At 68.2% G+C, this 13,802-nt stretch carries 16 protein-coding genes; 13 read left to right on the top strand and 3 right to left on the bottom strand.

The window, feature by feature from the left end; all coding sequences use genetic code 11:
• Position 1 precedes the first annotated feature (1 nt).
• From AB8619_RS07420 to AB8619_RS07445, 6 genes are all read left to right on the top strand, one after another.
• Complete coding sequence (locus tag AB8619_RS07420; protein ID WP_436795826.1) at positions 2–736, top strand: amino acid ABC transporter permease; 735 nt, start codon at positions 2–4, stop codon at positions 734–736.
• The gene (ehuD, locus tag AB8619_RS07425) at positions 733–1,563 is read left to right on the top strand and encodes an ectoine/hydroxyectoine ABC transporter permease subunit EhuD (RefSeq protein WP_436795827.1); all 831 of its coding nucleotides are present in this window, start codon (positions 733–735) and stop codon (positions 1,561–1,563) included. Before AB8619_RS07420 ends, ehuD begins: the two co-directional genes overlap by 4 nt.
• Positions 1,550–2,356, top strand: coding sequence for an ectoine/hydroxyectoine ABC transporter ATP-binding protein EhuA (gene ehuA / locus AB8619_RS07430; protein WP_436795828.1), 807 nt, complete (start codon positions 1,550–1,552; stop codon positions 2,354–2,356). The genes ehuD and ehuA overlap by 14 nt, the downstream gene beginning before the upstream one ends.
• Before the next feature lie 18 nt (positions 2,357–2,374).
• Complete coding sequence (locus AB8619_RS07435; RefSeq protein WP_436795829.1) at positions 2,375–3,115, top strand: sulfite exporter TauE/SafE family protein; 741 nt, start codon at positions 2,375–2,377, stop codon at positions 3,113–3,115.
• 113 nt (positions 3,116–3,228) lie between these two features.
• The gene (locus AB8619_RS07440; protein WP_436795830.1) at positions 3,229–3,753 is read left to right on the top strand and encodes a hypothetical protein; all 525 of its coding nucleotides are present in this window, start codon (positions 3,229–3,231) and stop codon (positions 3,751–3,753) included.
• A gap of 104 nt (positions 3,754–3,857) precedes the next feature.
• Positions 3,858–4,490 (top strand): hypothetical protein, encoded by a 633-nt coding sequence (locus AB8619_RS07445; RefSeq protein WP_436795831.1) that lies wholly within the window; start codon positions 3,858–3,860, stop codon positions 4,488–4,490.
• Between the two features lie 6 nt (positions 4,491–4,496).
• Here the strand turns inward: AB8619_RS07445 and AB8619_RS07450 are convergent, their stop codons facing one another.
• Complete coding sequence (locus tag AB8619_RS07450; RefSeq protein ID WP_436795832.1) at positions 4,497–4,763, bottom strand: hypothetical protein; 267 nt, start codon at positions 4,761–4,763, stop codon at positions 4,497–4,499.
• A gap of 155 nt (positions 4,764–4,918) precedes the next feature.
• Here AB8619_RS07450 and AB8619_RS07455 point away from each other — a divergent pair, with 155 nt between their 5' ends.
• From AB8619_RS07455 to AB8619_RS07485, 7 genes are all read left to right on the top strand, one after another.
• Positions 4,919–5,332, top strand: a complete 414-nt coding sequence (locus tag AB8619_RS07455; RefSeq protein WP_436795833.1) for a Zn-ribbon domain-containing OB-fold protein — start codon at positions 4,919–4,921, stop codon at positions 5,330–5,332.
• The gene (locus AB8619_RS07460) at positions 5,329–6,537 is read left to right on the top strand and encodes a thiolase family protein (RefSeq protein ID WP_436795834.1); all 1,209 of its coding nucleotides are present in this window, start codon (positions 5,329–5,331) and stop codon (positions 6,535–6,537) included. Before AB8619_RS07455 ends, AB8619_RS07460 begins: the two co-directional genes overlap by 4 nt.
• A 51-nt stretch (positions 6,538–6,588) precedes the next feature.
• Complete coding sequence (locus AB8619_RS07465) at positions 6,589–6,960, top strand: RNA-binding S4 domain-containing protein (RefSeq protein WP_436795835.1); 372 nt, start codon at positions 6,589–6,591, stop codon at positions 6,958–6,960.
• A 105-nt stretch (positions 6,961–7,065) separates the two neighbouring features.
• Positions 7,066–7,455: a glutathione peroxidase gene (locus AB8619_RS07470; RefSeq protein ID WP_436796357.1), complete on the top strand. Its 390-nt coding sequence runs from the start codon at positions 7,066–7,068 to the stop codon at positions 7,453–7,455.
• 360 nt (positions 7,456–7,815) lie between these two features.
• Complete coding sequence (locus tag AB8619_RS07475; protein WP_436795836.1) at positions 7,816–10,902, top strand: DEAD/DEAH box helicase; 3,087 nt, start codon at positions 7,816–7,818, stop codon at positions 10,900–10,902.
• Positions 10,899–11,249, top strand: coding sequence for a hypothetical protein (locus AB8619_RS07480; protein ID WP_436795837.1), 351 nt, complete (start codon positions 10,899–10,901; stop codon positions 11,247–11,249). The genes AB8619_RS07475 and AB8619_RS07480 overlap by 4 nt, the downstream gene beginning before the upstream one ends.
• 42 nt (positions 11,250–11,291) lie before the next feature.
• Positions 11,292–12,113, top strand: coding sequence for an Fpg/Nei family DNA glycosylase (locus AB8619_RS07485; protein WP_436795838.1), 822 nt, complete (start codon positions 11,292–11,294; stop codon positions 12,111–12,113).
• A gap of 1 nt (position 12,114) precedes the next feature.
• On the opposite strand, the gene AB8619_RS07490 is transcribed toward AB8619_RS07485, so the two are convergent.
• Both AB8619_RS07490 and AB8619_RS07495 read right to left on the bottom strand, forming a co-directional pair.
• On the bottom strand, positions 12,115–12,837 hold the full coding sequence (locus AB8619_RS07490; RefSeq protein ID WP_436795839.1) for a mycothiol-dependent nitroreductase Rv2466c family protein: 723 nt from the start codon (positions 12,835–12,837) through the stop codon (positions 12,115–12,117).
• A 61-nt stretch (positions 12,838–12,898) separates the two neighbouring features.
• The gene (locus tag AB8619_RS07495) at positions 12,899–13,765 is read right to left on the bottom strand and encodes an HpcH/HpaI aldolase/citrate lyase family protein (protein ID WP_436796358.1); all 867 of its coding nucleotides are present in this window, start codon (positions 13,763–13,765) and stop codon (positions 12,899–12,901) included.
• Positions 13,766–13,802: the final 37 nt, after the last annotated feature.

Genomic DNA, 13,802 nt, shown 5'->3' on the forward strand with positions numbered 1-13,802 from the left:
GGTGGACGCGCTCCTCCTGAGCTCGAAGCAGTACGACCGCGTCCTCGAGGGCGTGACGATCACCGTGCAGTTGCTCGGTTCGTCGTTCGCCCTCGGGGTCGCGTTGTCGCTGGTCTTCGGCGTCGCGCGCCTGTCGACTCGTCGATCGGTGCGCGGCGCTGCGCTCGTCTACGTCGAGTTCGCCCGCGGCATCTCCACCATCGTGTTGCTCTTCGTGATGGCGTACGCCATCCCGATCCTCCTCGGGCTGGACCAGAGCAACGTGTTCTGGCTCGCCACGCTGGCGCTCGGCGTGAACATGGGCGGCTACGGGGCGGAGATCATCCGAGGAGCGATCCTCTCGGTGCCCCGCGGCCAGACCGAGGCGTCGATCGCCCTCAACCTGACGAAAACGCAGCGGCTGCGGTTCGTCGTCCTGCCACAGGCCCTGCGGGTGATCCTCCCGCCGATGGGCAACCTGACGATCGAGATCCTGAAGGGAACTGCGCTCGTGTCGCTGGTCGGCATGTCGGACCTGACCTTCGAGATCGACAAGCTCAACACGAATCGAGTCCTCGCCAGCGAGCCGGTCGACACGTCGATCCTCTACCTGAACGCGCTGATCTTCTACTTCGTGCTCGCGCAGGCCATCAACCTCGCGTTCCGCCTCGCCGAGCGGTGGGTCGAGCGCAAGTACGAGGGCGACAGCGACATGCCGACGCCCGACGAACCCGCAGCGATCGGAGCGGCCAAGTGACGGCCACGACGACCGCATCCGAACCCGCGATGCGCACCCATCACACGCCCTGGTACCGCAAGCCGGGCATCGTCGGACCGCTCCTCCTCGCGTTCGCTGCGGCTGCAGCACTGACCCAGAAGGGGTCCCAGCGCTACCGCTTCCGGACCGATGTCTCTCCCGACGGGGCGACCAACTGGGACTGGGAGTACGCATGGTCCCTGCTGCCGGATCTCCTCAACGCACTCAGCGTCACGGCGATGGCGACCGTGCTCGGATTCACGATGGCCCTGGTCCTCGGGCTGTTCCTCGCGCTCGGACGGCGATCGAGCCTCCGTGTCGTGCGGTGGCCAGTGACGCTCTTCATCGAGTTCGTGCGGTCGACGCCACTGCTCGTCCAGTTGTTCTTCCTCTACTACGCGCTCCCGGACTTCGACATCGTCGTCAGCCCCAACCAGGCGCTGATCTTCGGTCTCGGCGTCCACTACGCCACGTACTGCTCCGAGGCGTACCGCGCCGGCATCAACAGTGTGCCTGCCGGTCAGTGGGAGGCGGCGACGGCACTCAACCTCGGGCCGGCCACCACCTGGACGAGGGTGATCCTGCCCCAGGCCGTCCCCAACGTGTTGCCGGCGCTGGGCAACTACCTCATCGCCGGCTTCAAGGACGCCCCGCTCGGCTTCGCGATCCAGGTCACCGGCCTGATGGCGTTCGCCACCTCGGTCCAGGGCGACTTCCGGCCGGTCGAGGCCTACCTGATGATCGGCGCCGGCTTCCTCGCCGTCAGCCTCCCGGCCGCATGGCTGGTCCGACGACTCGAAAGGCGCATCAACTATGAGCGTGTCTGACACGACGCAACCCGCCCGATCCGAGACCGGAGCGGCGGCGGTGAGGATGCGCAAGGTCACCAAGGCGTTCGGTGACAACGTCGTCCTGCGGGACCTCGACCTCGACGTCGCTCCCGGTGAGCGTGTGGTGATCATCGGCCCGTCCGGTTCGGGCAAGACGACGATCCTGCGCGTGATCATGACGCTCGAGCGGATCGACGCCGGAACCATCGAGATCGGCGACCAGCACCTCTATCACGAGGCAGACGGCACGACGCCGGCCTCGGAACGTCGCATCCGCGAGGTCCGGTCGGACGTGGGCATGGTCTTCCAGCACTTCAACCTGTTCCCGCACATGACCGCACTGGAGAACATCACCCTGGCGCCGATCCGTGTCCAGGGCCGCAAGCGTGCCGAGGCCGACGACCTCGCGATGGAGTTGCTCGACAAGGTCGGGTTGGCCCACGCCGCCGGTCAGACGCCGGGCGAACTGTCCGGCGGGCAGAAGCAGCGAGTGGCGATCGCGCGGTCGCTCGCGACCCAGCCAGCGGTGATGCTCTTCGACGAGGTCACGTCGGCGCTCGACCCCGAACTGGTCGGCGAGGTGCTCGAGGTCCTGCGTTCGATCGCGGCGGAGGGCAACACGACGATGATGCTCGTGACCCACGAGATGGGCTTCGCCCGAGAGGTCGCCGACCGAGTCGTCATGTTCGACGACGGGCAGATCCTCGAGTCCGGTCCGCCGTCGCAGATCCTCGACGACCCTCGCGAGGAGCGGACGCGCGGGTTCCTCGGCGCGGTCTTCGATCACTGACGACGTATCGTCGCCACGATGAGTGGCACCGAGATCGCCATCGTGCTCGGCGCCTCGCTGCTCGGCGCGTTCGTCAAGTCGGTCACTGGGATGGGCTATCCCCTGATCGCAGTCCCACTGATCGCGCTGGTGCTCGGCGTGGAGGATGCGGTCGTCATCGTCGCAGCGCCGAACGTGACCGCCAATGCGCTGCTCTGTTTCGGAGCGAGGCACGCCCGTGACGAGGCTCGTGATCTGGTGCCGCTCGTGGGCTTCGGCATGGCCGGCGCAGTCGTGGGCACCTTCGCGCTCGTCTCCGTCCCCGAGGACCCGCTCCTCCTCGCCCTCGTCGTCACGATCATGGCGTTCGTCGTGAACTTCGTGCGCGCTCCGGAGGTCGCGATCGACCCGGTCACTGCGTCGCGGTGGTCGCCCGGTGTCGGCGTCCTGGTCGGGCTCATGCAGGGTGCGGTCGGCGTGTCCGGTCCGGTGGTGGCGACCTGGCTGCACGGATACCGCCTCCCGAAGCAGACGTACGTCTTCTCGGTCACCCTGATCTTCGGTCTCTCCGGCCTCGTCCAGTTGGTGCTCCTCGCGTCGGGCGGCGCCTACGACGCAGATCGGTTGCTGGTGTCCGCGCTGGCGTTCGTCCCCGTCCTCGCGATGATCCCGGTCGGGACGCGCCTCCGTGCCCGTCTCGGGGGAGTGGCCTTCGAGCGTGCAGTCCTCGTGGTCCTCGTGGGCTCCGCGGTGGCGCTCCTGTTCCGGGTCTTCGGCTGACGCCGGATCGGGCCGGGAGACCGGGATCGACGGCTGGGTGGAGTCGGTGTCCTAGGGTTCGTCGACCGTCTCCGGCGGAGGCGGCACCATTCACTACAGGCAAGGATCGAACTGTGTACAAGAACAAGATCGTGGGCGTAGTCATGGCGGGCGGGCTGTTGTTCGCCGCATGCGGAGACGACGGAGGCGGGAGCAGCAGCGCCAGCTCGAACGAGTACTCCGACGCGATCGCCGAGGCGATCCAGAGCGAAGGCGACGTGCCCTTCTCGGACGACGAGGTCGACTGCCTCGCTCGCGAGCTGGTCGACGCCGTCGGTGGCCCGTCGACCTTCGAGGACGCCGGCGTGTCTGCCGAAGACCTCGCAGGAACTGCAGATCTCTCCGAGTCGGGTCTCGACATCGGCGAGGACGAGGCCAAAGCCGTCGCCGCCAGCTTCGGCAAGTGCGACATCAACCTGACCGATGCGTTCCTGCAGGACCTGGGTGACGACGTGCCCGACGAGGTCCGCTCGTGCATCGAGGACAACCTCGACGAGGACACCTTCGCCGATCTGTTCGCCGATGCGCTCGTCACCGGTGGCGAGGGCGACGACCTCCCGCCCGAGCTGCTCGAGGACCTCACGGCCTGCATCAGCTGACCTCGGTTCACGACTGAACGCGACCGAGCCCGCCCCACCGGGGCGGGCTCTTTCGCGTCCGCACCGTGCGCGATCGACCCGTCTCGCGACGCGAGACTGTCGCCATGGCGTGGAGAAGGATCTGGTTCGTCTCGACGATCGCGGTGGCGGTCGTCGCCGGCTGCGGCGGTGGGGGTGGCGGAGGGAATCCCGGCGATGCGGCCGACGAGACGTCGACGACCGAGGCATCAGCGGCGGAGGAACTTCCGGACGAGTGCCCGGGCGCGGTGCCGTTCGACATCGAGATCCGCCTCGACGGGGACGGGGCACGCGAGACGATGACCGTGGTCGACTCGATCGCGCTGCGACGAATGGAGGGTCGGGCCTGGACCGTCTACCTGGCCGACTTCGACATGCCAGACGACACGTCGTGGTCATTCGCGGTGCCCGAAGTGCCCGCGGGCAGCATCCTCGTGGCCACCGGCCTCGATTCCTTCAACGCTCCGGATGCGGATGCGCTCCCGATCCTCGAGACGGGTGCGACCGGTGGTCTGTTCTCGGAGGTCGGCGAGGGTGCCACGGCCACGTTCTTCAGCATCACTGCGGATCGGGCAGGGTCGACGTCCGTCTCCCAGACCGGGACGACCGAACTCCTGCATCTCGATGACGACGTGATCTGCCTCGCGACGGAGATCACCGGCGAGTCGGGCCTGGAGCTCGTCGGGACCTACACCGCCGCGGAGATCGTCGACATCTGACGCCGGTCAGGCGATCTCGAGCACTCCGTAGGTGCTGCACAGCCCGGACGCGACCACGGCGAGGAATGCGCCGACGATCAGCCAAGCGACCGCCCGTCGCCAACCTCGCAACGGCGGGGTCCCTGCCATCGGACGCGGCATGTACCAGTCGGGCAGCAGCTGGGCTCGTTCGTCCGCGGAGACGTGCTCGTCGAACGGGATCGCGTCGTGTGGGATCGGTGCATCCGGGTCTCCCAGCGCCGCGAGGCGCTCGAGCTCAGCGATGTCGATCACGTTGCCGAGCCTACGACCGCCCGCTCCGGCCGTGGCCGCGGGCGGGTTGGCGCAACGACGCCACGGTCTGGGATGCTGGCGCCACCAGACCAGCGCTGGTGGTCATCGGCCCGGGGGAATGGGGCCGAGACCACGGCCCATCGCAAGGAGTACCCGTGTCGACCAAGACACAGATCCCTCTCGTCGACTATCTGCGGCTCGGGGACCGTCCACATCTCGTGGCCACCCAGTGCACCTCGTGTGGCGCCCGGTTCTTCGACCGTCGCAACGCGTGCGCCTCGTGCTTCGGCACGGAGTTCACCGAAGCGGAGGTCGCGACCGAGGGCGTCCTGAAGTCGTTCACCATCGTCACGTTCGCGGCCCCCGGGGTACCGGTGCCGTTCGTCGCCGGCGTCATCGACTGTGACGGCACCAGCGTGCGCGGCAACGTCGTCAACACCGAGCCCGACGACGAACACGTGAAGTTGGGCATGAAGGTCCGCCTCACGACGACGTCGCTCGGTACCGACGACGACGGTGTCGAAGCCGTGGGCTTCGGATTCGAACCTGTAGAAGGAGCAAACGCATGAGCGAAGACGTCTTCATCCTCGGCATCAACATGACGAAGTTCGGCAAGCACCCGGACCTCGACATCCAGGACCTCGGAGCGCAGGCCGCCATGGCCGCACTGGCCGACGGCGGCGTGACCATGGCCGACATGGGGATCTTGGCCTACGGCAACCTCATCGGTCAGTCGTTCGGTCAGCAGCTGCAGAAGCAGATCGGCCAGACCGGCATCCCCGTCTACAACGTCCAGAACGCCTGCGCGACCGGTGCCACGGCACTGCGGACGGCGATCATGGCGATCAAGGCCGGCGAGTGCGACATGGGTCTTGCCGTCGGTGTCGAGAAGCTGGCCGGCGCCGGTCTTCTCGGCGGCGGTGGCGGTGGCGGCAAGAAGAAGGACGGGCACCACTGGGAGCCCTCCGGTCGTTTCGGCGCCGTTGCCGGCACCGACGGGCGCATCGGTACCCAGCAGATGCCGGGCACGTTCGCCCAGGTCGGCATGGAGTACCTGTACGAGAACGACTACGAAGGCACGCCCTTCGAGCTCTTCGCCAAGATCAGCGTGAAGAACCACCAGCACTCGACGCTGAACCCGCTGGCGGCGTACACCAAGGCCATGACCCTCGAAGAGGTCATGGGCGACATGATGATCGCCTACCCCAACACCCGGCCGATGTGCTCGGCCAACTGCGACGGTGCCGCCGCCGCTGTGGTCGTCTCTGCGGCGAAGCTCAAGACGCTGTCGCAGGAGCAGCAGCGTCGGGCGGTCAAGGTGTCGGCGTCGATCCTGACGTCCGATCCGTGGCAGGAGGCGTGTCAGGTCCTGCCCGACGTCAACACCCTCACCCGCGTCGCCGCCCGCCAGGCCTACGAGCAGGCCGGTGTGTCGCCCGAGGACCTCGACCTCGTCGAGCTCCACGACTGCTTCGCGACGGCCGAGCTCGTCCACTACGACAACCTCGAGCTGTGTGAGCCCGGCGGCGCTGTCGACTTCTTCGAGTCCGGTGCCACCTGGCGCGACGGATCGACCCCGGTCAACGTGTCCGGCGGTCTGGAGTCGAAGGGTCACCCCATCTCGGCCACCGGCATCGCCAACATCTGGGAGGTCTGCCATCACCTGCGCGGCGAGGCCGGCGACCGCCAGATCGAGGGAGCGAAGGTCGGACTGGCCCACGTCATCGGGCTCGGCTCGGCCTGCGGCGTCCACATCCTCGAGAAGAGCGCCTGAGCCCTTCGAGCTCATGACCGATGCTCCGCATTCGTCTGTCGTGAGCCCGTCGTGACTTCGTCGACCCGCATCGACCGCTGGTTGTGGGCGGTGCGGGTCTTCAAGACGCGTTCGTTGGCGTCCAAGGGCTGCAACGGAGGGCACGTCGAGGTCAACGGTCGCTCGGTGAAGCCCGCCCACAAGGTGGTGGTCGGCGACCGCGTCGAGGCACGGGTGGGTGATCGCGTTCGCATCCTCGAGGTCGCGCAGATCATCGACAAGCGCGTCGGTGCGTCGGTGGCAGCCGAGTGCTTCGTCGATCACAGCCCGCCGCCGCCCGAGTACATCCGGGAGACGCCCCAAGCCGTGCGTGACGCCGGTGCGGGTCGTCCGACGAAGCGGGATCGGCGCCAACTCGACCGGTATCTCGGTCGGAAGCGCTGAGGGGTGTCTACGATGCCTGTCATGAGCGCATTCCATGAGATCGAGATGACCTCGATCACGGGAGAGCAGGTGTCCTTCGAGAAGTTCAAGGACACGGTCTGCCTCGTGGTCAACGTCGCCAGTGAGTGAGGGCTGACGCCCCAGTACGCAGGTCTGCGTGCGCTTCATGAAGATCACGAGGGCTTCACGGTCCTCGGCTTCCCCTGCAACCAGTTCGGTCAGCAGGAACCCGGCACCGACGAGGAGATCCTCGAGTTCGCGACGTCGAAGTACGACGTGACGTTCCCGATGTTCTCCAAGATCGAGGTCAACGGCGACAACGCGTGTGCGCTGTACCAGTTGCTCCGGGCCGAACAGCCCGGCGACGGCGAGTCCTCCGACATCACCTGGAACTTCGAGAAGTTCCTCGTCGACCGGTCCGGTGCCGTCGTGGCCCGGTTCCCGCCGATGACGACACCGGAAGAGATCGCCGCGGTGCTTCCGCAGTACCTCTGATCCGGGTACACTCACGGACAGCCGATCACCTCGGCGCCCGAACACGTCCGCGTGACCGGGAGCTCGGGGTGACCCGTTCCGACCGGCTGCCGACCACCCGGAACGACCGCCGCTGAGGCGTGGGCTCCGATCCCTCCCAGGATCGGCACAACGGCGCTGTGCGGTGGGTCGGTCCCGACGATGGTCGTCGGTGCTCCGGCTTCGCCGAACCCGTGAACGGAGAACACGATCACCTCCTCGACCCTTCCTGCGGCCCATCTACCGGCTGACTTCGAAGACATCGTCCAAGCGCACCTCGACGGTCGCGCCACCGACGAACAACACGCGCTGCTGCAGCGGTTCCAGGACGACTGGGTCCGCGTGCTCTACCGCTTCCTCGATCGCGCCGACCGGGTGATCGACGACACGAAGCGATCGGTCCGCACGCCGGAACGATTCGTCATCATCGAGGACTTCGACCGCGAGGCGTATCGCATCGACGAGGTGCTGACCGAACTCCTGGGGCCACCCGCCGAGGACGAGGTACGCGGTCCGGGAGCGCGACCCGCGCCACAGAACCAGCCCTCGCCGGCCGAGGTCGGGACGACCGAGTTGCAGTTGTCGTGGGAACCCGGCGTGCTGATCGCCTGGGCCGGCGGGCGAGACGCCCCGTCGGCATCGGTGAGCGAGGTTCGCGAACGCCTCCAGGCAGCGGGCGGCGGGTCGATCCCGTGGGAAGACCACCGCCCCATCCGACTGGTGGACGGGACCAAGGCCGACAGCGTGGTCGCTCCGCTCGGTTCGACGCTCGGGTGGCTCGTCGCCCAGCGCGCGTCGGCCGACACCGAGGGGCTCGGCGCGACGGTCCCGTGGATGGGCCTCACGACCGCCTTGGCGGTACGCCTCACCGCGCAGGGCCGGATGGTTCCGCGCCTCCGCAAGGTGCGCAAGCGCGACGACGGCGGACGCGACATCTCGACGTTCGAGGTCCGCTGGGAACCCGCGCTCATCGATCCGGAGACCATCGGCGACCTCGCCGCGGTCCGACCGGGCGCCGCGGCCACCGCGGGGAACCGCCAGGACGGCAGAGCCTTCACCCAGTCGCTGCTCGCCGACCTCGTCGGGACGATCTGCCGTATGGCCGCAGAGCGCCTCGAGGTGCCGGCGGCGCCGCCGGACCCGCGCTCGCGTAGCGACGTGGCCGAGGCCGTGCTGGCGAAGCTCGACGGCTCGCCGTTCGACGCGCCGACCCGTGCGGGTGCCGAGTTGGTCCGCCGTCTCGACCAGTGGTCGTCCCCGGTCACGGGCACCGCCAAGTTCGCCCTCACGGTCGCACTCGATCCGCCCGACGAGGGCAATGCCTGGCACTGCAAAGTGCTCGGCCCCGGCGTCGACGACGTCCTCGAACCTGTCGAGGTCGCGATGGTCAATGCCTCGAACACCCGTGCCCGCGAGATGAAGGAGCAGCTCGCTCGTGTCGAGCGGCTGTTCCCCGAGCTCAGCCGTCCCGGCGGCCGTCGTCGAGGCGAGGTCATCCTCAGCCAGGACGAGGCATGGCAGCTCATGAGCACGACTGGTGAGGTGCTCACCGCCGCAGGATTCGACGTGCGGGTTCCGCTCCTGTCGAAGAAGAAGCCGGCGCCCGCACTACGTCTCACGGCCGACGAGGCCCAGGAGTCGGTCGTCGGAGCGCAGCAGCTCGCCAATGTGAGCTGGTCGGTGGTCTTCGGCGACGTGGAACTCACCGCCGAGCAGATCCAGCGACTGGCCCGCGAGGCTCGCCCGCTCATCAAGTCGGGCGACAAGTGGATCGAGCTCGACAAGGCCGATCTGCGAGAGGCCGCTGCGGCATTGGCAGAACGGTCCGATCAGACGCAGCTGACCGGCGCCGACATGCTGCGCCAGGCGCTCGGTCTCGAGGGGTCTCCGCTGTCCGGGGGCATCTCGCTCGCCGGCTCCGGCTGGGCCGCCGACCTCCTCCGCAGCGCGTCACGGATCTCGGAAGACGACGTGAAGACGCCGGCCGGGTTCGCCGGCGACCTCCGCAGCTATCAGGCCGAGGCCGTCGCGTGGCTCCGCTTCCTGGACGACGCCGGACTCGGCGGATGTCTGGCCCTCGACATGGGTCTCGGCAAGACGCCGACGATCCTCGCCCACGTCACCGAGACCACGACGCACGGCCCCACGCTGGTGGTCGCACCGCCCGCCGTGGTGGGCAACTGGGCGGCGGAGGCTCGTCGCTTCACCGGCGCCCTGCGCGTCGTCGTGCACCACGGCCAGAACCGTGCGAGCGCCTCAGGCATCCCGACCATGGCCAGCCGGGCCGATCTGGTGATCACGACCTACGGCACGGCCGTCCGCGACGTCGATGCGTTGTCGAAGGTGGAGTGGGGCAAGGTGGTCCTCGACGAGGCCCAGGCGATCAAGAACCCCAACGCCGAGGTGTCGCAACAGTTGCGACGGATCGAGGCGCGTAGCCGGATCGCCCTGACCGGAACGCCGATCGAGAACGGACTCGGCGATCTGTGGTCGATCATCGACTACTGCAACCCCGGCCTCGTCGGCGCACGATCGCACTTCGTCGCTCAGCTGTCCCCGAGCGGGACGGGCAAGGACGGCGCCGAGAGCGCGCTGCGGGCGCTCAACGGCATCCTCGTGTTCCGCCGTACCAAGGCCGAGCCGGCCATCGCTGCCGAACTGCCGGATCGGATCGACGAGCTCGACCACTGTGCGATGACCGCCGAACAGATCGGTCTGTACCAGGCGGTCCTCGACCGTCTGGTCATCGAGACGGCCGACCAGGAGGGCACGCCGAAGAAGAAGGGCGCAGTGCTCGCCGCGATCACCGCCCTCAAGCAGATCTGCAACCACCCCGAGGCCTACCTCAAGGACGACGGGCCCCTCGACGGCCGCTCGGGCAAGCTCGCACGCCTCAACGAGATCGTCGAGTCGGTGTTCGAGTCGGGCGAGCGGCTGCTCATCTTCACCCACTTCGCCAGTTGGGGTGAGAAGCTCGCGACGTACCTGACCGAGCGCAACGGGATCCCGATCCACTGCTACCACGGTGGCCTCGCGCGCGGCGCCCGCGACACGCTCGTGTCCGACTTCCAGGCGGGCTCGGGTGCAGGCGCGATGGTCCTGTCACTCAAGGCTGGTGGTACCGGGCTGAACCTGACATCCGCCAACCACGTCGTGCTCTACGACCGTTGGTGGAACCCCGCCGTCGAGGACCAGGCGCGAGACCGGGTCTGGCGGATCGGACAGAAGAACACGGTGATCGCTCACCGCCTCGTCTGCCCGGGCACCGTCGACGAACGGGTCGAGGAAGTGGTCGCCGGCAAGCGGCAGATCGCCGATCTCGTCCTGCCCAAGTCGAGCTCGATCGGTGATCTCGACGCCGACCAACTGCAGGTGGCGCTGGGGATCGACCCCGCGCTGCTGCTCACCGACGACGGAGACGACGAATGACTCCTCCCAACGGCCCCGCTGCCAGCGGCAAGGGGCAGAACGACAACGGTGGCGGTGGCGGCAAGAACTCGGGCCGCCGACGCAACCGCAAGCGGCGCAACAAGGGCAAGGCGGTCGACGAGTACTGGGGCGACCGCTCGAAGCTGCCGGAGCCCACGAGCGACATCCGCATCACCGACGATCCGGCGGCAGTGGTGCGCTCGCTCGGGCGACCGCCGTTGCCCGGTCAGGACCACGTGAGCGAGGCGTTCTTCACCGCCGTCTACGGCCGTGCGGTCGGACTCGCGAGCGCGCTTGCCGCGGCGGGCGAGCTGATCGAGCCCGAAGAACTCCTCGACGACGCCTGACCTGGTGACTCGTCGCCGCGACGCGTGATGCTGGACTGATCTGTGCCCGAGGCCGCCGAGGTCACCGTGGCCGCGAACCAACTCGATGCGGTCGCGTCAGGTCGGGTGCTGCGGTCGCTGACCATCACGCATCCCCGGACGACGCGCGCTCAACCGGTCGCGTCGTTCGACCGGTTCATCGGGGAGCGGGTCGATCGAGTCCTCCGGCACGGGAAGTGGATCGTGGCGTCGTTCGTCGACGTCCGAGAGACGTTGGGTGTGCACCTGCGGATGAGCGGCCAACTCCTGATCCAGAGCAGGGACGCCGCGCCGTCGGATCGACACGTGCACGCGGTGTTCGACTTCGGTCTCGACGACGTCGTCTGGTTCCGCGATCCCCGCACCTTCGGCGAGATCCGGATGTTGCCGTCGGGTGCGCCCGTCGCGCCCGACCTCTTCGACGAGCGGGTGACGGGTTCCGTGCTGGCATCGCATGCGCGTCGTCGTCGGGTCGGCATCAAGGCCGTCCTGCTCGACCAGGGGGGAGCCGTGTCGGGCATCGGCAGCTACCTGGCCGACGAATCCCTCCATCATGCGGGCCTGTCGCCGCTGGCGCCCGCCGGCGAGGTCGCGGTGACTGCGTGGGACCGGGTCCTCGAGGCGGCTCGGTCGGTGACCGAGGCATCGGTTGCCGTCGGCGGCGTGACGTTGCCCGACGAAGGCTGGGTCGATCTCCGTGGTCAACGCGGGGAGTTCGCCTCCCAGCTCCGCGTCCACGGGCGGGCCGCCTGCGCGACCTGTGGTTCCCCGACGAAGCGGGCCACGGTCGGGGGGCGGAGTGCTCGATGGTGTCCCCGCTGTCAGCCCGCCCGCCGCAGACGCTGACCTACCCGTCGTGTTCGGCGAGGCGATCGAGGTCGACGACCTTGCCGCGGTCGATGCTGATCCAGTCGCGGGCCTCGAGGTAGGGCTTGAACGTCTTGGCGATGAACCGCCCGTCGGCCTCGGTCTTGGGCCGTTGGAGTTCGTAGAGGTTGGGGAACTCGGTCCACGCAGTGACCGCATGCCAGAGGCGCAGCACGGCGTCGCCCTCTGTCGGCGGATCGAGGATCACGGGGCCGAAGAAGCACTGGCCATCGGGGAAGAAGAGCGTCGGGACGCCATAGCCCCCGGCGTCGACCACGCGCTGGTGCTCGGCCTTGATCTCGTCGTGCGTGCGCGGATCCCGGATCGCCTCGTCGACGATGGCCGGATCGAGTCCGAGCTCCTCGAGCAGGTGCCGAGCGACGTCCGGATCGTGGGGTCGGTGTCCGTCCTCGTGCAGCGCCCGGCCGGCCCGCTCGTACCAGGCGTCGAGGTGAGCCATGTCGATGCGACGGAGGATCGCCCCGACCCGCATCATCGACCAACCGTAGGACCACTCCCGTTCCCAGGGGTGCTTCTTGCCCTCCTGGCGGTTGATCTCCTCGAGCGAGAAGAACTTCCAGTTGATCGTCAGGTCGGTCTGTTCGCGCACCGCCCGGATCCACTTGGACGTCTGGTACGCGAACGGACACATCACGTCGAAGTGGAAGTCCACCTCGTTCGGCTCGACGAACTCACGCACCACGACACCATCGTTCTCGTAGACAGATCCGGGCACCCATGTCGTGATCTGTCTACAAGAACGGTCAGGGGGTTGTCAGGGTGGCGATGGCGTCGGCCTGGGCGAGGGTGCGGCGGGCCTCGTCGACGTGGAGGTTCTCGATCATGCGACCGTTGACGGTGACGACGCCTCGGCCCTCGCGCTCGGCTTCCTCGAACGCCGCGATGATCTCCTTCGCGGCGCCGACGGCTTCGGGGGACGGGGCGAAGACCTGGTTGCACGGATCGAGCTGGCTTGGGTGGATCAGGGTCTTGCCGTCGAAGCCCATCTGGCGTCCCTGGCGGCATTCGTCGAGGAAGCCGGCGTCGTCCTTGATGTCGTTGTAGACGCCGTCGAGGATGACCTTCCCCGTGGCCCGGGCAGCCAGCAGACACAGCCCGAGACCGGTGAGGAGCGGCTGTCGGCCAGGCACGTGCTCGGCTCGGAGTTCCTTGGCGAGGTCGTTCGTGCCCATCACGAGGACGGTGAGCCGGTCGGAGCTTCCGGCGATGGCCTCGGCGTGGAGCATCGCGATCGGGGTCTCGACCATGGCCCAGATCTTGGTGTGGGTAGGGGCGCCGGCGGCATCGAGCGCGGACTCGACGGAGCGGACGTCGTCCACGGAGTTGATCTTGGGGACGACGATGGCGTCGGGCCCGGCGGCCGCGATCGCCGCGACGTCGTCGGCATGCCAATCGGTGTCGAGACCGTTGGCGCGGATGGCGATCTCGCGGTTGCCGTACTCGCCGGACGAAGCCGCGGCGCACACACGGTCACGTGCTTCGGCCTTGGCGTTGGGCGCGACGGCATCCTCGAGGTCGAGGATCAGCGCGTCGGCCGCGAGGCCCTTGGCCTTCTCGAGCGCGCGCTCGTTGGCGCCAGGCATGTAGAGGACCGATCGGCGAGGCCGCAAAGAGGGATCTGTCGTCACTTGTTCAGGACCTTCCGGA

Origin of the sequence: Actinospongiicola halichondriae (assembly GCF_049103745.1) — a bacterium.
Taxonomy (GTDB): domain Bacteria; phylum Actinomycetota; class Acidimicrobiia; order Acidimicrobiales; family Salinilacustritrichaceae; genus Salinilacustrithrix; species Salinilacustrithrix halichondriae.

Coding starts and splice junctions, on each gene's coding strand:
- ehuA (WP_436795828.1), top strand. CDS start 1,550: ATGAGCGTGTCTGACACGACGCAACCCGCCCGATCCGAGACCGGAGCG.
- AB8619_RS07435 (WP_436795829.1), top strand. CDS start 2,375: ATGAGTGGCACCGAGATCGCCATCGTGCTCGGCGCCTCGCTGCTCGGC.
- AB8619_RS07445 (WP_436795831.1), top strand. CDS start 3,858: ATGGCGTGGAGAAGGATCTGGTTCGTCTCGACGATCGCGGTGGCGGTC.
- AB8619_RS07460 (WP_436795834.1), top strand. CDS start 5,329: ATGAGCGAAGACGTCTTCATCCTCGGCATCAACATGACGAAGTTCGGC.
- AB8619_RS07480 (WP_436795837.1), top strand. CDS start 10,899: ATGACTCCTCCCAACGGCCCCGCTGCCAGCGGCAAGGGGCAGAACGAC.